13 protein-coding genes are annotated in these 17,301 nt (G+C 72.0%); all 13 read right to left on the bottom strand.

Features of this window, described 5'->3' with window-relative positions:
* Window positions 1-255: 255 nt before the first annotated feature.
* Entirely contained in the window at window positions 256-2,745 is a 2,490-nt protein-coding gene (gene pheT, locus PWG71_RS23245) for a phenylalanine--tRNA ligase subunit beta (RefSeq protein ID WP_274812069.1), read from the bottom strand.
* Window positions 2,745-3,863, bottom strand: coding sequence for a phenylalanine--tRNA ligase subunit alpha (gene pheS / locus PWG71_RS23240; protein ID WP_274812068.1), 1,119 nt, complete (start codon window positions 3,861-3,863; stop codon window positions 2,745-2,747). Before pheS ends, pheT begins: the two co-directional genes overlap by 1 nt.
* A 183-nt stretch (window positions 3,864-4,046) precedes the next feature.
* Window positions 4,047-5,213, bottom strand: coding sequence for an ATP-binding protein (locus PWG71_RS23235; RefSeq protein ID WP_446725084.1), 1,167 nt, complete (start codon window positions 5,211-5,213; stop codon window positions 4,047-4,049).
* A 370-nt stretch (window positions 5,214-5,583) separates the two neighbouring features.
* On the bottom strand, window positions 5,584-6,429 hold the full coding sequence (locus tag PWG71_RS23230) for a TrmH family RNA methyltransferase (protein WP_274812067.1): 846 nt from the start codon (window positions 6,427-6,429) through the stop codon (window positions 5,584-5,586).
* An 18-nt stretch (window positions 6,430-6,447) separates the two neighbouring features.
* Complete coding sequence (gene rplT / locus PWG71_RS23225) at window positions 6,448-6,819, bottom strand: 50S ribosomal protein L20 (protein WP_274812066.1); 372 nt, start codon at window positions 6,817-6,819, stop codon at window positions 6,448-6,450.
* Window positions 6,820-6,980: 161 nt separating this feature from the next.
* A complete protein-coding gene (gene rpmI, locus PWG71_RS23220) occupies window positions 6,981-7,175 on the bottom strand; it encodes a 50S ribosomal protein L35 (RefSeq protein WP_073384074.1) in 195 nt (64 codons plus the stop codon).
* Between the two features lie 183 nt (window positions 7,176-7,358).
* Entirely contained in the window at window positions 7,359-7,931 is a 573-nt protein-coding gene (gene infC / locus PWG71_RS23215; protein ID WP_311511566.1) for a translation initiation factor IF-3, read from the bottom strand.
* A gap of 389 nt (window positions 7,932-8,320) precedes the next feature.
* Entirely contained in the window at window positions 8,321-9,145 is an 825-nt protein-coding gene (locus PWG71_RS23210) for a shikimate dehydrogenase (protein ID WP_274812065.1), read from the bottom strand.
* Window positions 9,145-11,859 (bottom strand): endolytic transglycosylase MltG, encoded by a 2,715-nt coding sequence (gene mltG, locus PWG71_RS23205; RefSeq protein ID WP_274812063.1) that lies wholly within the window; start codon window positions 11,857-11,859, stop codon window positions 9,145-9,147. Before mltG ends, PWG71_RS23210 begins: the two co-directional genes overlap by 1 nt.
* Window positions 11,856-12,344: a Holliday junction resolvase RuvX gene (gene ruvX / locus PWG71_RS23200; protein ID WP_274812062.1), complete on the bottom strand. Its 489-nt coding sequence runs from the start codon at window positions 12,342-12,344 to the stop codon at window positions 11,856-11,858. Before ruvX ends, mltG begins: the two co-directional genes overlap by 4 nt.
* A gap of 635 nt (window positions 12,345-12,979) precedes the next feature.
* A complete protein-coding gene (gene alaS, locus PWG71_RS23195; RefSeq protein ID WP_274812061.1) occupies window positions 12,980-15,649 on the bottom strand; it encodes an alanine--tRNA ligase in 2,670 nt (889 codons plus the stop codon).
* A 708-nt stretch (window positions 15,650-16,357) separates the two neighbouring features.
* Window positions 16,358-16,630 (bottom strand): hypothetical protein, encoded by a 273-nt coding sequence (locus PWG71_RS23190; RefSeq protein ID WP_274812060.1) that lies wholly within the window; start codon window positions 16,628-16,630, stop codon window positions 16,358-16,360.
* Complete coding sequence (locus PWG71_RS23185) at window positions 16,627-17,019, bottom strand: DUF948 domain-containing protein (protein ID WP_274812058.1); 393 nt, start codon at window positions 17,017-17,019, stop codon at window positions 16,627-16,629. Before PWG71_RS23185 ends, PWG71_RS23190 begins: the two co-directional genes overlap by 4 nt.
* Window positions 17,020-17,301: the final 282 nt, after the last annotated feature.

The following is a 17,301-nucleotide window of genomic DNA, read 5'->3' as shown; positions in this document are numbered from 1 at the left end:
GCGGGTGCTTGCAGGCTAAGCGCGGGAGGCCGCCCACAGCAAGGGACGAAACGAACTTTCATGCCCCGAAATGTGGACGTCATTCCGGCCACCCCGGGTCGTGCCCTCGAAAACCCCTACCGGCCAGGGATGACACTCCCGAAAAAAATTCTCGACAGACCCCTGTTCGCGTGTCGTTTCGCCTCGGGACGTTCATCACCGCGCAACACGAAGGGGCCGCCCCGGTGGGGGCGGCCCCGATGCGCGTCGAAGGCGTCAGGCGCGCAGCGCGGCGCCGGTGCGCTCGGCGGCCACGGCCACGGCGGCGTCGCGGGCGGCGCTCGCCTCCTCCGCGGTCAGGGTGCGGTCGCCGGCCCGGAAGCGCAGGGTGAAGGCCACCGACCTGCGTCCCTCGCCCACCTGCTCTCCGGTGTAGACGTCGAACAGGCGCACGCTCTCCACCAGGTCGCCGGCGCCCTCGACCAGCGCGTCGCGGATGGCGCCGACCGGGACCGTCTCGTCGACGACCAGGGCGACGTCCTGGGTGGCCACCGGGTAGGTGGAGACCTCGGGGGCGACGACCGGTGTGCGGGCCCGCTCGATGCGGTCCAGGTCCAGCTCCATCGCCACCGTGCGCTCGGGCATCCCGAACGCCTTGACGGTGCGCGGGTGCAGTTCACCGGCGTGGCCGACGAGCAGGCGCTCCCCCGCCACCCGCACGTACAGCGCGGCGCAGCGGCCGGGGTGCCAGGGGGCGTGGGCGTCGGCCTCGACCTCCAGGTCGACACCGGCGACACGGGCGACCTCTCGGGCGGCCCGGATCGCGTCGGCCCAGGTGGCCGCGCGGCCCCCGCCCCACCAGCCGGCGCGCTCGGCGTCACCGGTGATGACGACGCCGACACGACGCGGCTGTTCGGGCAGGGCGGCGTCGATGAGCGCGAGTTCCTCGGCGCTCGGGACCCGGTCCACCGGCGGCAGGGGGGCGCGGCCGGCGCCCGGCCGAGGCCGGTACACCAGGCCCGTCTCGAACAGGGCGACGTCGGTGAAGCCGCGGCCCACGTTGCGGGTCAACGCCTTGAACAGACCCGGCAGCAACGTGGTCCGCAGCAGCGGCTCCTCGTCGTTGAGCGGGTTGGCCAGGCGCAGGGCTCCCCGGCGGGCGTCGTCGTCGGACAGTTGGAGTCCGTCGAGGTCCCGCTCACCGGTGAACGGGTAGGACAGCACCTCGTTGTACCCGGCGTCGGCCAGGGCCCGGCCGACGGCGCGACGCAGCCGCTGACCCGAGGTGAGTCCGCGACCGGAGCCGCGGGGCCGGATCGAGGGGATGTTCTCGTAGCCCTCGAAGCGGATGACCTCTTCGGCCAGGTCGTTGGGGTCGGTCAGGTCGGGGCGCCACGAGGGCGGGGTGACCTTCAGGTCGTCCCCGTCGACGACGACCTCGCAGCCGACGGTCTCCAGCCACCTCTCGCTGGTGCCCGCGGGGTAGTCGACGCCCGAGACGGCGGCGGCGTGCGCGGCCTTCACCGTGATCGGGGCGCGCGGGGCGACCCGGTCCAGGTGGGTGTAGGCGCCTTCGACGGTGGCCCCGCCCAGTTCGGCGAGCAGTTCGACGGCGCGAGTCGCGGCGGCGAGTTGCAGGTCGGCGTCCACGCCGCGCTCGAAACGCCGAGAGGCCTCCGAGGAGAGCTGGTGGCGGCGTGAGGCGCGGGCGATGCGCATCGCGTCGAAGTGGGCCGCCTCGATGAGGACCTCGCTGGAGGTGAGCCCGATCTCGGTGTCCACACCGCCCATGACGCCGGCGATCGCCTGGGCTCCGGACCCGTCGGCGATGACGATGTCGTCGGTGTCCAGGGAGCGCTGGACGTGGTCCAGGGTCTCCAGCTTCTCGCCCGCCTCGGCGGCGCGCACGGTCACGGTACCGGTGAGGTGATCGCGGTCCCAGGCGTGCAGCGGCTGGCCGAGTTCGAGCATCACGTAGTTGGTGACGTCGACGGCCAGGGAGACGGGGCGCACCCCGCTCTGGTGCAGGCGACGCTTCATCCACAGCGGGCCGGCCGCGTCGGGGTCGAAGCCGGTGACCCCGCGCAGCACGAGGCGGTCGCACAGGGAGGCGTCGGCGATGGCGGCCGGGTGGCCCTCGCCGGCGGGGGCGGCCACGGCGACGCCGGCCGGGTCGTGGAAGGCGACGCCGTACAGGGCCGCGGTGTCGCGGGCCACGCCGCGGATCGACAGCGCGTAACCCCGGTCGGGGGTGACGGCGATGTCGAGGACGTCCTCACGCAGCCCGAGCGGACCGATGGCGTCCTCGCCGACCTCGCCGAAGCCCTCGGGGAGGATGACGATGCCGGTGTGGTCCTCCCACAGCCCCAGCTCGGTGGCCGAGCAGATCATGCCCTCGGACATCCTGCCGTAGGTCTTGCGGGAGCCGATCGTGAAACCGCCGGGCAGTTCGGCGCCGGGCAGGGAGACGACGACCAGGTCGCCCGCGGAGAAGTTGCGTGCGCCGCAGATGATCCGCTGGGGTTCACCCGTGCCGTTGGCCGACCCGACGTCCACCCGGCAGTAGCGGATGGGTTTCTTGAAGTCGGTGAGCTCCTCGATCTCCAGGACCCGCCCGTAGACGATGGGGCCGGTCAGGTCCGATCCGAGGGTCTCGACGGTCTCGACCTCCAGCCCGGCCAGGGTCAGGCGGGAGGCGAGGTCGCGCGCGGTGACGTCGGCCGGCAGGTCGACGTACTCCCGCAGCCAGGAAAGGGGGACGCGCATCAGTTCTCACTCCCGAACGCCGAGGTGAACCGGATGTCACCCTCGACCATGTCGTGCATGTCGCGCACACCGTGCGCGAACATCAGTGTCCGTTCGATCCCCAGGCCGAAGGCCCAGCCGCTGTACACCTCGGGGTCGACCCCGGCGGCGACGAGCACGCGGGGGTTGACCACGCCGCAGCCGCCGATCTCGATCCAGCCCTCGCTGGAGCAGGTGCGGCACGGGGCGTCGGGGTCTCCCACCGACGCGCCGCGGCACACGAAGCACTCCATGTCCACCTCGGCCGACGGCTCGGTGAAGGGGAAGTAGGAGGCGCGGAAGCGGGTCCGCAGGCCGGCGCCGAACATGGACTCGACGAAGGCGTCGATGGCGCCGCGCAGGTGCGCCAGCGTGATGCCCTCGTCCACGACCAGGCCCTCCAACTGGTGGAAGACCGGGCTGTGGGTGGCGTCGAGTTCGTCGGTGCGGAAGGTCTTGCCGGGCGCGACCACGTAGACGGGCAGTTCGCGCGAGAGCAGCGCGCGGACCTGCACCGGTGAGGTGTGGGTGCGCATGACCAGGCCGGAGGCACCACCGTCGGGTCCTTCGACGAAGAAGGTGTCCTGCATGGTGCGGGCCGGGTGGTCGGGCTGGAAGTTGAGGGCGTCGAAGTTGAACCACTCCGCCTCGACCTCGGGCCCTTCCGCGATCTCGAAGCCCATGCCGACGAACACGTCGGCCATGCGCTCGGCGACGGTGGTCAGCGGGTGGCGGGCGCCGCGCGGCGCGCGGTCCCAGGGCAGGGTGACGTCGACCCGTTCCTCGACCAGGACGCGCTCGTCGCGCTCGGCCTCCAGAACGGCCTGACGCTCCTTGAGGGCCTGGCCGACGTCGCGGCGGGCGCCGCCGACGCGCTTGCCCGCCTCGGCCTTGGCGGCCGGGGGAAGCGCCCCGATCTCCCGGTTGGCCAAGGCCAGCGGGGAGCGGTCGGAGGCGTGGGCGAGCCGGACCTCTTTGAGTTCGGCGAGGTCGGTGGCGGCGGCGATGGCGGCCAACGCCTCCTCGCGCATGCGGGCGACCTCATCGGGGTGAAGGGGGGTCACCTCGACCGGGTCGAAGGAATTGTTCGGTGCAGACATGGTTGGTCACCTCACCGTCACGTACCCGTGCAGGAAGGGGACGCGCGGTGGTCACGGTCCGCCGTGGGGCGGACGAGGCCGACAGGGAAGGCTCAGGCGGATGTCGGGCGTGCACGGGCGGATCCACTCGCCTGGCCCGCGCACACCGTGAAGCCCACCGGGGACGTGGAGGGTCTGAAGGACTCAGACGAACTCGGGCGTCCCGGCGGGCATGGTAAATCGGAACTCGGCGCCGCCGCTGGGGGCGCGTCCGACGGTGATCGTGCCGCCGTGGGCCTCGACGAGGCCCTTGACGATGAACAGCCCGAGGCCGGTCCCGCTCCGACGCTTGCTGCGCCAGAACTGGCGGAAGACGCGCGGAATGGTCTCGGGCGCTATGCCCTGGCCTTCATCGCGCACCGACACCGCTGCTCCTCCCTCACACGGCTCGATCACGATACTGACAGTACCAGCGCCGTGCCGCACCCCGTTTTCGACGAGGTTGGAGAGGATCTGTTCGATCTTGTCGGGGTCCAGCCACATCTGGGGGAGGCCTTCGCGGGTCTCGACGCGGAAGCGCTCCTCGGACTCCCCCGCGGCGATGCGGCCGGCGACGACCCGGCGCACCACCTCGGTGACGTCGACGACCTGGCGGCGCACCTCGATACGGCCGGATTCGATGCGGGAGACGTCGAGGAGGTCGTGGATGAGCCGGGTCACCCGGTCTGCGTCGGCGTTGACCGTCTCCAGCATGAACAGCTTCTGCTTGTCGGTGAGCCGTTCCCACTTGGTGAGCAGCGTGGAGGTGAAGCCCTTGACGCTGGTCAGGGGGGAGCGCAGTTCGTGGGCGACCTCCGAGACGAGGTCGGCGCGGCTGCGTTCGGCACGGGTGGAGGCGTCGCGCAGCGTGATCACCAGGCGGACGAGGTCCCCGCCGGGGCGGGCGCGCACGTAGCGGGCGGCGACGAGGATCTCCCGGTCGTCGGGGAGGTAGAGGGCCCGCTCGGTCTGGCGGGTGCGGCCGCGATCGCCGCCGTAGGGGTCGCTGGCCTCCCACCAGTCGTTGCCGTCGGCGCCGACCAGGGGCAGGACCATCCGGAAGTCACGGCCCAGGGCGGCGGTGGCCTCGACGCCGGTGAGTTGGACGGCCTGGGCGTTGTAGAGGACGACGCGACCGCGCGCGTCGGCGACCACGACGCCGTCGGGCAGATCGTCGACGTGCAGGGGCGCGTACCCGGACACGGCCCCGTCGACGTCCCACAGGGGTGCGGGGTTCCGGTCGCCTCCGGTGCCGTCGTCCGGCGGGGTGTCGGAAGGGTGCGCGGTCCCTCCGCCCTCCACCGGGTGATCCACCTGCCGGCCGCTGCCCACGACTCTCCCCGCTCCCCTTATGGATCCGCGGACGCAGGGCCTCTGCGCCGAGGACCGTCGACCGATGGCGCCGGCACCCGCTACCACCACCGCAGATCTACCCTGCACGTCCACCCGGTACGCCTCATGAACAGGGATCTCTCCGGCCCTGGAGAGGTGGGGGTACGGACCGGACGCCCGCCACCGGACCCACCGGGAGGCGGCGGGCGGAGGCCGGGGTCCACCCGTGACCCGGGCGGGCCGGATGGTGGTCGCGCACGCGCGCGTCGCCACCGTGATCCCGCTCAGACCCTATCGGCACTCGGACCTCGTGCACGTGCATTTGCCAATGCTCGGGTCGCGTCGGTGACGCCTTCCGCCGCGGTTCGCCTCAGGAACGCCGTTGTTGGCGGGCCGTGGTGTACAGGCACACGGCCGCGGCCGTGGCCAGATTCAGGCTTTCGGCCCCGCCGTAGATGGGGACGCTGACGGCGCCGTCCGTCAATCGGACGGTCTCCTCCGGCAGGCCCCAGGCCTCGTTGCCGAACACCCAGGCGACCGGGCCGTCCAGATCGCCGCCGTCGGCGACCTCGTGCAGGTCACGGGTGCCACCGCCATCGGCGGCCCACACCCGGGCGCCGCGCTCGCGCAGGAAGTCGACGGCGCGCGCCACCGGGACGCCCACCACGATCGGCAGGTGGAACAGGCTTCCGGCGGAGGCCCGCACGCACTTGCCGTTGTAGGGGTCCACCGAGGCGTCGGTGAAGATGACCACGTCGGCGCCGGCCGCGTCGGCGGTGCGCAGCACCGTGCCGGCGTTACCGGGGTCGCGGACGTGGGAGAGGACCGCCGCCAGTCGGACGTCGCCGACCTTCTCCAGGGGGACGTCGACGAACTCGCAGACGGCGATGACGCCCTGCGGGGTGACGGTCTGGGCCAGCTCCGTCATGACGTCGAGGCTGACCCGGTGGACCGGGACGTCGACCGACTGGGCCGCGTCCATCAGGTCCAGGTGCCGTTGTATGGCCTCGGTCGTGGCGTACACCTCGACGACACCGGGGGCGGTCCCGCCGTAGGGGGACCGCCCCTCTCCGCCGACGGCGGCCAGTGCCTCTCGCACGGCCTGCGGCCCTTCTGCGAGGAAGCGCCGCTCGCGCTGGCGGAAGGTGCGCTTGGCGAGCCGCCGAACCCCCTTGATCCTGGGTGACCGGACACTCGTGAACTCGTGGCTCGCCATCGCTCTACCCGGATCCGATCAGGCCGCGGCCTCGGTGGGGAGCGCCTTCTTGGCGGTCTCCACCAGGCTCGCGAAGGCGGCCGCGTCGTTGACGGCCAGCTCGGCCAGCATGCGACGGTCGACCTCGATGCCGGCCAGCTTCAGGCCCTGCATGAAACGGTTGTAGGTGAGGCCGTTGGCGCGGGAGGCCGCGTTGATGCGCTGGATCCACAGACGACGGAACTGGCCCTTGCGGTCCTTGCGGTCGCGGTAGGCGTAGGTCATCGAGTGGAGCATCTGCTCCTTGGCCTTGCGGTACAGGCGCGAACGCTGACCGCGGTAGCCGCTCGCCCGGTCGAGAACGACCTTGCGCTTCTTCTTGGCGTTGAGAGCCCGCTTCACGCGTGCCACTGTGACTCCCTCTTGTGTGTTCCGGCGCGTCGAGCGCGCCGGCCGGCCCGGCTCAGAGGAGCCCGGCGACCGTGTTCGCTTCTGATTGATCCCGCCCGGCGGCCGTCATCGCACCGATGGGGCGCGTGGGCGCTTCCGGCGGGAGGGGAAGATTCCGCGGACTACTTACCGAGAAGCTTCTTGATGAACTTCGCGTCCGCGGGGGCGAGCACGGCCTCGTTGCTCAGCTTGCGCTTGCGCTTGGAGGTCTTGTGCTCAAGGATGTGGTTCTTGTTGGCACGGCGACGCATGATCTTGCCAGAGCCGGTGACCTTGAAGCGGTCCTTGGCCCCACTGTGGGTCTTGTTCTTCGGCATGTCGCCGTCGTCTCCTACTCCGTCGGCGTGTCGTGTCCGCGCGGACGCGGTCGACACGGTTCTTCCGCCGCTATGGCGGGATCCCTGGGCGCCGGCAGCGACGCGTCCGGGTGTTCGCGCACAGCCCGCCCCACCACCCGGTCCCTTCCGGTGGCCGGGCGGTGGGGGACTTCCCCGAAGCCGCTAAGCCTCTTCGTCGGACTGTTCGCGGCGGGTCTTGTCCCCCGCCGCGGCCGCGCGGGCCTCGGCCTTGTGCTCGGACCGCCGCTTGTGCGGGCCGATCACCATGACCATGTTGCGGCCGTCCTGCTTGGGCTGTGACTCCACCGTGCCAAGGTCCTGGACGTCCTGGGCGAGCCGCGCCAGCAGGCGACGACCCAGCTCCGGACGGGACTGCTCACGGCCACGGAACATGATCGTCACCTTGACCTTGTCCCCGCTCTTGAGGAACCGCACCACGTGACCCTTTTTGGTCTCGTAGTCGTGCGGGTCGATCTTCGGGCGGAGCTTGATCTCCTTGATGATCGTGTTCGACTGGTTCTTACGGGCTTCGCGGGCCTTGACCGCTGACTCGTACTTGAACTTGCCGTAGTCCATCAGCTTGGCGACCGGCGGGCGCGCGGTCGGTGCGACCTCGACGAGGTCGAGGTCCGACTCCTGGGCCAGACGCAGGGCGTCCTGCACGGAGACGATTCCGACCTGCTCACCGTTGGGTCCGACCAGACGGACCTCGGGCACCCGGATGCGGTCATTGATGCGGGGCTCGGCGCTGATGAGACCCCTCCCTAGCTTTCTCGGATTACCTGGGACCGACCGCCCCTGATGGGCGGCCTGTTGGATCGGCCCGCCCGTCTCCGGCGGTTGGGCCGACCGCTTCGGGATTCTCCTATGACAGCGAAAACCCCGCCAGCGTGTGCAAGCGGGGTCGATCCGATGGACGGCACACGGATCCGTGCGCGGCGACGGGCGTCGTACACGACGCCCGATCACGATCGCATTCGGACCGGGCCGACTCGTGGACCCGTACGGGCGGAACCCGACGGGTGGGAGGATCATCTCCGCTTGCGGTTCCAGTGTGACAGGCACACCGGATCAAGTCGATATCCCATGTTACCAGCCCGGCCGAGCGACCGGGCACACACCGGTCAGGGGGACGCGCGTCGGGCGAGTTCGGCCTCGCCCGCGGCGCGCATCGCCGCCACCGGGACCTCCGCTTCCCCCGTCATCAGTCGGACCTGGGCGACCGCCTGATGCAGCAGCATCGGGAAACCCCCCACGACCCGGCCACCGCGCCCCTCGACCGCGCCGGCGGCGCGGGTGGGCCAGGGGGCGTAGACCACGTCGAACAGGTCGGCCCGGCTCTTGGCCAGGAGGTCGGCCGACCCGTCGGCCGCGCCCGAGGGCAACGACGAGACGATGAGGTCGACGTCGAGGTGGCGGTCGAGTTCGGCGAACGGGGCCACCTCCACCGGATGCCCGAGGCGACCGGCCGCACCGACGACCGCGCCGGCACGGGCGGTGTCCCGGGCCAGCACCGTGACCGGCGCGCGCACCCCGAGTCCGCGCAGCGCGGCCAGCACGGAGGCCGCGGTGGCCCCCGCACCTAGGACGACGGCGCTGCGCGGGGCGTCGACGCCCGCCTCGGTGAGGGCCCTGACGATGCCCTCGACGTCGGTGTTGTGGGCGTCCCAGCCGTGGTCCCCGCGCACCAGGGTGTTGGCCCCGCCGACCTGGACGGCCAGGTCGGCGGCCCGGTCTGCCAGGTCCAGGGCCCGCCGCTTGAGCGGCATGGTCAGGGACAGGCCCGCCCACCCGTCGTCGAGTCCGGCGAGGAAGGGGGCCAGCCCCTCCTCGTCGCACTCGTGCAGGCCGTAGGACCAGGTGTCCAGCCCCATCGCCGCGTAGGCGGCGGTGTGCAGGATCGGTGAGAGCGAGTGGGCGACCGGGGAGCCCAGGACGGCGGCGCGCACTATTCGCCGTCTCCCGAGGAGCCTCCGCCGTAGTTCGCCTCGAACTCCTCCTTGAGCAGCTGGAACTCGGCCTCGTTGTCGGTGAACTTGGTGACGCCGTTCTCCGGGTCGGTGGTCACGAAGTACAGCCACGGACCCTCGGCCGGCTCCAGTGCGGCCTCGATGGCGTCCCGGCCGGGGGCGACGAACGGTCCCGGGGGCAGGCCCTTCTTGAAGTAGGTGTCGAAGCCGCTGGTGTCCTGGCGGCACAGCTCCAGCTGGTCGTTGGTCAGCGCGATGCCGTACGTGCCGATGGCGTAGAAGCAGGTGCTGTCCATACCGAGGTTCATCTCGATGTCGAGGCGGTTGTAGATCACCCGGGAGACCTTGGGCATGTCGTCCTCGCCGCCGCTCTCGGCCTGGATGATCGACGCCATCGCCATGATCTCGTTGGGGTCGTGGCCCGCCGCCTCGGAGCGCTCCACCAGCTCCATCTCCTCGGCGACGCTGTTGAACTGGGAGACCATGGCCTTGATCATCGTCAGGGCGTCGGTCTCTGGGTCGAACCGGTAGGTCTCGGGGAACAGGTATCCGGCCGGGCCCTCCACCGCGTACTCGGGCAGGCCGAGTTCGTCGGTGCGGGAGAGCGCCTCCATGAGTTCCTCCTGCGGCACGCCCGTGGCGAGGGAGAGCTCTTCGGCGACCTGGTCGTTGCGTTTGCCCTCCTTGATCGTGACCCTGCCGCCGAGGCGGTTCTCCGGGTCCAGCAGGGCGAGAACCGCGTTCTCCGCGCTCATGCCCAGGGCCAGGGAGTAGCTTCCCGGGACCAGACCGGTGCCTCTCTGCTCCTCGTCCAGGCCTTCCAGGGCGTTGGTGAACGCGCGCGGGCTGGCGACGACGCCCAGTTCGGTCAGTCCCTGACCGACGCTGAGTCCGCTCTGGTTCTCCTCGATGACGTAGACGACCTCGCCGGAGCCCTCACCGGAGAAGTCCGGGGGGAAGACGTAGGTGCGCATCACGAAGAACCCGCCGCCGCCGACGACGGCGATGAGGGCGAGGCAGAGCAGGATCACCATGCCCTTGCCGCGCCGTTTGGCCCGTCGTCCGCCGGGGGTGCGCTGCTGTTGGGCGAGCCGGGCGCGCTTGAGCTCCTTGGCCTTCTTGCGGCTGCTGCGGTCGCCGCCGTAGGCGGCGGCGATGTCGGCGAGGGCCGGTTCCTCGTAGTCGTCGTGGTCGCCCTGGTCGTCGGCCTCGGCGGGCTCCCGCGCGTCCTCCTCCGGCTCACGGTCACGCCGTCCGCGCCTGCGGCCCCGACGCGGACCCTCACCGCGGCGGCCGCGGCCACGGCCACGGCGACCGGTGGGTTCCTCCTCGGGTTCGGCCTCGGGGTCGTCCTCCGGGTCGAACCCCTCCACCGGGTCGGGGGCGACGGGGGCACCGCGCCGACGCCGGGAACGGCGGTCCCGCGGTTCCTCCCGTGTCACGTCCTCCTCGTCGCGGGCGCGACGGGGGCGCGAACGCCCCTCGTCCACGTTCACGGCGGCGAACGCACCGGTGTCGGCTGAGGAGTTCACACCCGGGAACGAACCCGAGTCGAACGCGCCGTCCTCCTCCGGAAGATCGTCGGCGAAACCACCGATGGGCTCGGGCTCGCGGCGACCACGGCGGGCGCGCCGGCCCCGGGGCTCCTCGTCGGTGATGAAGGCGCCGGTGTCGGCGGGCGGCTCGTCCACCTGGCCGCGGCGTCGGCGACCCGTCCGAGAGCCGGTCGGTTCGTCGGCGGGCGCGGGCGCGGGGGCCTCCTCCTCGGGGGCGCCGCGGTGACGGCGGCCTCGGCGGGACGTGGGCGCGAAGTCCTCGTCCTCGGGGATCGGGCCGGCCTCGTCGCGGGCGCGACGGGGGCGCGAACGCCCCTCGTCCACGTTCACGGCGGCGAACGCACCGGTGTCGGCTGAGGAGTTCACACCCGGGAACGAACCCGAGTCGAACGCGCCGTCCTCCTCCGGAAGATCGTCGAGGAAACCACCGATGGGCTCCTCGTCCCTGCGGCCACGGCCCCAACGGCCGCGTCCCCGACGGGCCGGGGGCGCCTCCTCCTCCGCGGCGGCGCGACGGCTCCGACGACCACCGCGCGGTGCGTCCTCGACCGGAGGCGTCGGTTCGGGTTCGGGTTCGGGTTCGGAGCGCCGACGGCGGCGACGCGGCGGCTCCTCCGCGACGGGGTCGGGAGCGGGCGCGGAGCCGACGGGAGAGCCGAGGCCGGCCAGGGCCGCCAGGGCGTCCTGGGTGGGGTCCTCGGAGGGCGGCGCGCTCTCCGGGCCGCCGGGGCGCCCGCCCGGAAGGGCCCCGGTGTCCTGCGGTCGTCCGGCGCCGGAGCGCGCGGCGCGGCCACCGCGCAGCGCGTCGGCGGCGCCGCGGCGGCGCGAGGAACCGGGGTCGGGTTCGGCGGGCGGCTGCGGGCGGCCTCGACCGGCGGGGGGTTGCGGATCCAGCGGGTCGTACTCCTGGTCGGGACGGGGGGCGTAGCGGGGGGTGCGGAACTCGCCCGAGGAGGGTCCGGTGCTCCGAGGCCCGGGCGTGCCCGGCTCCTCCGGCCATGAGGGACCCTCGGAGCGGGCCCGACGGCCGCGCGAGGGCGGAGGTGTCGGTTCACCGAGCGGGTCGTGATCGCGTCCGCTGTCGCGGCCGGTACGTCCACGATAGGGATTGTCGGAGTAGTCATCCCTGTCGTTCATGATTCTCCCTGGCTGGAGCGGACGATCTCGCCCGGGGGCCGGCCTGTCGACCGTTCCTGGTCCAAAGCGCTCTGTAGGAGGACGGTGGCCGCCGCCTGGTCGATGACCGTTCGACGGGCGCGACCGCCCTTGGCGCCCTTCTTGCTGAAGGAGGCTCCGGAGAGCAGATGTCCCTGTGCGGTCACCGTGGTGAGGCGTTCGTCGACCAAGCGGACGGGGACGGGGTGCAGGAGTCCGGCCAGCGCCGTCGCGAACTCCCGGGCCGACCGGGCGGCCGGCCCCTCCTCGCCTGACAGAGAGGCAGGGTAACCCACGATGACCTCACGTGCCTCCCTCTCCAGTACCAGCAGGGCGATCCGGTTCCTGTCGCCCTTGCCGCGCGGGACGGTCTCCAGGGGGCTGGCGAGGAGACCGGAGGGGTCGCTGACGGCCACGCCGATGCGGGCGTTGCCCGGGTCGACGGCCAGACGCACACCGTTCCTCACGAGGAGCGCTCCCCTGTTCCGGGGACGCGGCACGAACGGGCCGTCCCGTTACGGGCACGGCACCGCGATGGGGAAATCCTCGACACGGTGGTCCTGTTCATCAGGTGGATCGCGGGAACTCCGCGCAGACAGCCGTGTGATCGGCTGTGACGCGCCACAGTATGCCCGATTCGATGACCGTACGCAGCCTCGGTCACCGATAGCGGTCGCCGTGACACGACCCGGACCGGTTCGGTCCGTCGGCGGCCGGGTCCAGGGGTGGTCATGGGCGTCGAGTCCGAGTGTAGGTCACCCGGATCCCCTCACAGAGCGGCCGAGCGCGCCCATCGCACCGCGAAGGACGCACAGAACGACCGTCTTCGTCCCGATCATCACAGGTCGTGATGTTACCCATCGTTGTGCGATCGGGCGCGTTCCCACGTCCGTGTTGCGAAGACCACGCCGGGACGGCGACCGTGTGATGGTCGCCGCCCCGGTGCGCCGGTCCGGGCCGAACCCCTGCTCCGCCGTGGCACGCCGTCAGACGCGAGGCCGCCCTCGAAGGGGGTGACCCGCGGCCGACGTGCCCTCTCCTCGAAGACGCCTCGTCCGCGGGCCTCCGGGACCCCGTGGGCGTCCTCACGCCCCTCGCGGCCTCAGGCCCCCGCGACGCGCGCTTCGACGGCCCGCAGGGCCTCGTCGATCTTCGTGACGTCGCTACCGCCGCCCTGGGCGATGTCGGGCTTGCCCCCGCCACCGCCGCCGAGCGCGCGGGCCGCGACGCCCACGAGGTCGCCGGCCTTGACGCCGGCCTTCTGCGCCGCCTTGTTGACCGCGATCACCACGACCGGACGGTCCTTGGGAACGGCGGTCATCGCCACGACGACGGGCTCGCTCTCACCGAGGCGGCCGCGCACGTCGGCCACCAGGGCGCGCAGCTCGTCGCCGCCCGTGCCCTCCGGGGCGGTCTCCGCCACGACCAGGGCCGGACCGTGCCGCCGGGCCTTCTCCGCGATGGAGCCGGCGGCCTGGAGGACCTGGGCGGCGCGCAGCTTCTCGATCTCCTTCTCCGCGGCGCGCAGCCGGGAGACCATGGAGTCGATGCGCTCGGGCAGTTCCTCGCGCGGGGTCTTGAGCTGCTCGGAGAGCCGACCGACCAGCGCCGACTCCTTGGAGAGGCGCTTGAAGGCGTCCACACCGACCGCCGCCTCCACCCGGCGCACGCCCGAGCCGATGGAGGACTCGCCCAGGAGCTTGACGATGCCCAGTCGCGCGGTGGAGGGCACGTGGGTGCCGCCGCAGAGCTCGACGGAGTACTCGCTCATCTCCACGACGCGGACGCGGTCGCCGTACTTCTCGCCGAACATGGCCAGGGCGCCCATCTTGAGCGCGTCGTCGAGGCTCTTCTCCTCGGTGCGCACCGCGATGTCGCCGGCCAGGACGGTGTTGACCTCCTCCTCGACCTCGGACAGACGGGACTCGCCCAGCGCGTTGTCGGCGGTGAAGTCGAAGCGCAGCCTGCCGGGGCTGTTCTCCGAGCCGGCCTGGCCCGCCGACGGGCCCAGCGCGTTGCGCAGCGCGGAGTGGATGAGGTGGGTCGCCGAGTGGGAGCGCTCGATGGCGTGGCGACGGCCGGTGTCGATCGCGGCGTGCACGGTGTCGTCCACGGTGACCTCGCCGGCGCGGACGGTGCCCCGGTGGACGAACAGGCCCGGCAGGGGCTTCTGGACGTCCTCGACGTCCACGATCGCCCGACCGTCGACGGTGAGCGTGCCGGTGTCGGCCAGCTGCCCGCCGCTCTCGGCGTAGAACGGGGTGCGGTCCAGGACGATCTCGACCTTCTCGCCCTGGCGCGCGACGGGAGAGGAGATCCCGCCGACCACGATGCCCTTGACGTGCGACTCGCTCGCGGCGTCGGTGTAGCCGAGGAAGTCGGTGGTGCCGGCGCCCTCCAGCAGTCGCGCGTACAGGGAGATGTCGGCGTTGCCGAGCTTCTTGGCCTTGGCGTCGGCCTTCGCGGTGTTCTTCTGCTTCTGCATGAGCTCGCGGAAGGCCGACTCGTCGACGCTCAGCCCCTGCTCGGCCGCCATCTCCAGGGTGAGGTCGATGGGGAAGCCGTAGGTGTCGTGGAGCTGGAAGGCGTCGGAGCCGGAGAAGACGGTGCCGCCGGCGTGCCGGGTGCGCTCGGCCGCCCGGGTGAACAGGGTGGTGCCCGCGCGCAGGGTGTCGGCGAAGTTCTTCTCCTCGGTGTCGATGACACCGTGGACGACGTCGGCCTTGTCGAGCAGGTCCGGGTAGATGTCCTTCATCGCGTCGATGCTGACCGCGGTGAGTTCGTGCATGAACGCGGTCTCGGTGCCCGAGAGCAGGCGCATGTTGCGGATGGAGCGGCGCAGGATGCGGCGCAGGACGTAGCCGGCCTTCTCGTTGCCGGGCTTGACGCCGTCGCCGACCAGCATGACGGCGCTGCGCACGTGGTCGGCGACCACGCGCAGCAGGACGTCCCGCTCGTGGTCCTCTCCGTAGCGGACGCCGGCGAGGTCGGCGGCGCGGTGCAGGACACGGCCGATGATGTCGGTCTCGTAGATGTTGTCGACGCCTTGGAGGACCGCCGCGAGGCGCTCCAGCCCCATTCCGGTGTCGATGTTCTTCTTGGGCAGCTCACCGAGGATCGGGAAGCCGGACTTGTCGCCGCCCTCGCCCCGCTCGTACTGCATGAAGACGAGGTTCCAGATCTCGATGTAGCGGTTCTCGTCCGCCTCGGGACCGCCCTCGGCGCCGTACTCGGGACCGCGGTCGTAGAAGATCTCGGAGCAGGGGCCGCAGGGTCCGGGGACGCCCATCGACCAGTAGTTCTCCTCCATCCCCATGCGCTGGATGCGCTCGGGGCGCACGCCCACCTCGTCGCGCCAGATCGCCTCGGCCTCGTCGTCGTCGAGGTAGACGGTCACCCACAGCCTCTCCGGGTCGATGCCGAAGCCGCCGTCCTCGACGGGGGTGGTGACGAGTTCCCACGCCAGCGGGATCGCCTGCTCCTTGAAGTAGGCCCCGAAGGAGAAGTTGCCGAGCATCTGGAAGAAGGTGGCGTGCCGGGAGGTCTTGCCCACCTCCTCGATGTCCTTGGTGCGGATGCACTTCTGGACACTGGTGGCGGTGTCGTGGGGCGGGGTGCGCTGGCCCAGGAAATAGGGCTTGAAGGGGACCATGCCTGCGGGCACCAGCAGCAGCGTGGGGTCTTCGGCGATGAGGCTCGCCGAGGGCACCACGGTGTGTCCGTTCTTCTCGAAGAAACTGAGGAAGCGGCGCGCGATCTCTGCCGTCTCCATTGATGCCCTCCTGTGCTCGGCTCCGCCGCCCTCGGCGGGCCGGTCCCGGCCCGGGATCTGGTTGCGCGTGGTCGTTCGGTCGCCCAATGGTAGGGGGGACGACCACGCGGATGCGTGCGATTTCCTCCGCGGCCGCGGCCCGAGGGGCGCGGCCGGTGCGGGCCCCGCCCTGTTCAGGACAACGCCGGGGCCCCGGTTGTTCCAAGGCTATCGTCGTCGGCCACCGGGAAACGCCGGGTTCGCGGGGCCCTCGCCGGGTCATCGGCGTACGGCGCCCCGCGAGCGATCGGACGCCGGGGGTGGGGCCCGGCGCGGGGAACCCGCGCCGGGGAGCCGCCGCCGTGGGTGCCGAAGACCCCGGGCCCGGGAGGAGGGCGAGGGGGCTCTCGCCCCCGAGGGCGAGGGTGAGGACGACGGCGGGCGGCAGGCCCACCACGGCGCCGATGGACATCGGCACCCGGACGGCGATGACCGTGCCCGGCGTGCGGTCGGGCGTCGGGGCGGGTACCCGTGGACACTCGGGCGCGTGCGGCGGGCGCGGGGCGCCGTCGGGTCGGACCGCGGCGGGCGGCCGGGACCGGGATGCCGCGGGGGTCCGTGTCAGGCCTTCGCGTGGTGCCCGGTCCCCGCGCCACGCCCCACGGAGGGTTCCCGGAGGGTCACGGGACGTCCCGGTGCGGGACACGCCGTGGCTCCACCCGGCCCGGTTCAGTCCTCGGGGAGTTCGCGCCGCGCACCGGGCGGTAGGGCCCGTCCCCGTCGGGGAGCGTAGGCCCGCAGGAGTTCCTCCTCCTGTTCGCGGACGGCGTCGGCCAGGTCCTCGTTGAGTTCGCGCAGGGCGCCCCGGTACTCGCCGACCCGGCCCTCGACGCGCTCGGCGATCCCGCCGGGGGTGAGCGCGCGGCGGGCCCGGTGGACGCGGTGCACCGCGTAACCGCCCAGGGCCGCGCCGGCCGCGAGGTAGAACAGTCGGCCGATCATCGCGATCCCCTCCGGCGGCGACCGCGCACGACCGCCAGGGCGCGCCGCTGTCCGAGGACCCGGCGGACCCCGTAGGACAACGACGCCACCTTCACGAGGGGGCCGGTGACCACCGAACGGGTCAGCGCGGTCATGGTGGCCACGTCCTCGCTCGTGGCCTGGGCGTTGGCGGTGATCTCCTCGACGCGCTCCAGCGAGGTGTTGGCGCGTTCGACCGTGGCGACGACGTCGTCCATCAGGGGCGGGGTGCGATCGCCCAGTTCCGAGACCACCGCCGTCGCGGCGTTGATGAGCTTGATCAGTTTGACGAGCGCCACGCACATGAACGTGGCGAGCACCGCCCAGACCACCGCGGCGACGAGCGCGGCGACCTCTCCTCCGGTAAGCATGCGGGCTCCGTAAGGCGGATAGGGGTCACTTCGAGGGTTGTACGCGCCTCGGCCTCTCGCGCGCGTGCGCCGGGAACGTCGAGGGCCGGGCCGCCCCGTCGGCGTGCCGGGGTTCGGGCGTACCGTGGGGGACGGGTTCCGGCCGACCATATCGCGTCGGGCCGACGGGCGCGCGTAGGCCTCGCCGACACACCCGGTGGACATGGCCGGTGCGGGACGAGGTCGTCGACGTCCTCCCTCTCCTCGGGGAGAATGACCGTGGAGCGGGATCTTCACTACGAT

It is taken from the genome of Nocardiopsis sp. N85 (assembly GCF_028882275.1).
GTDB lineage: Bacteria > Actinomycetota > Actinomycetes > Streptosporangiales > Streptosporangiaceae > Nocardiopsis > Nocardiopsis lambiniae.
This window is presented reverse-complemented; position numbering and strand designations above follow the sequence as displayed.

Bases quoted from the DNA above. Each gene is read 5' to 3' on its own strand.
- pheT (WP_274812069.1), bottom strand. From the start codon at position 2,745: ATGCGCGTCCCCCTTTCCTGGCTGCGGGAGTACGTCGACCTGCCGGCC.
- pheS (WP_274812068.1), bottom strand. From the start codon at position 3,863: ATGTCTGCACCGAACAATTCCTTCGACCCGGTCGAGGTGACCCCCCTT.
- PWG71_RS23230 (WP_274812067.1), bottom strand. From the start codon at position 6,429: ATGGCGAGCCACGAGTTCACGAGTGTCCGGTCACCCAGGATCAAGGGG.
- rpmI (WP_073384074.1), bottom strand. From the start codon at position 7,175: ATGCCGAAGAACAAGACCCACAGTGGGGCCAAGGACCGCTTCAAGGTC.
- mltG (WP_274812063.1), bottom strand. From the start codon at position 11,859: ATGAACGACAGGGATGACTACTCCGACAATCCCTATCGTGGACGTACC.
- alaS (WP_274812061.1), bottom strand. From the start codon at position 15,649: ATGGAGACGGCAGAGATCGCGCGCCGCTTCCTCAGTTTCTTCGAGAAG.
- PWG71_RS23190 (WP_274812060.1), bottom strand. From the start codon at position 16,630: ATGATCGGCCGACTGTTCTACCTCGCGGCCGGCGCGGCCCTGGGCGGT.
- PWG71_RS23185 (WP_274812058.1), bottom strand. From the start codon at position 17,019: ATGCTTACCGGAGGAGAGGTCGCCGCGCTCGTCGCCGCGGTGGTCTGG.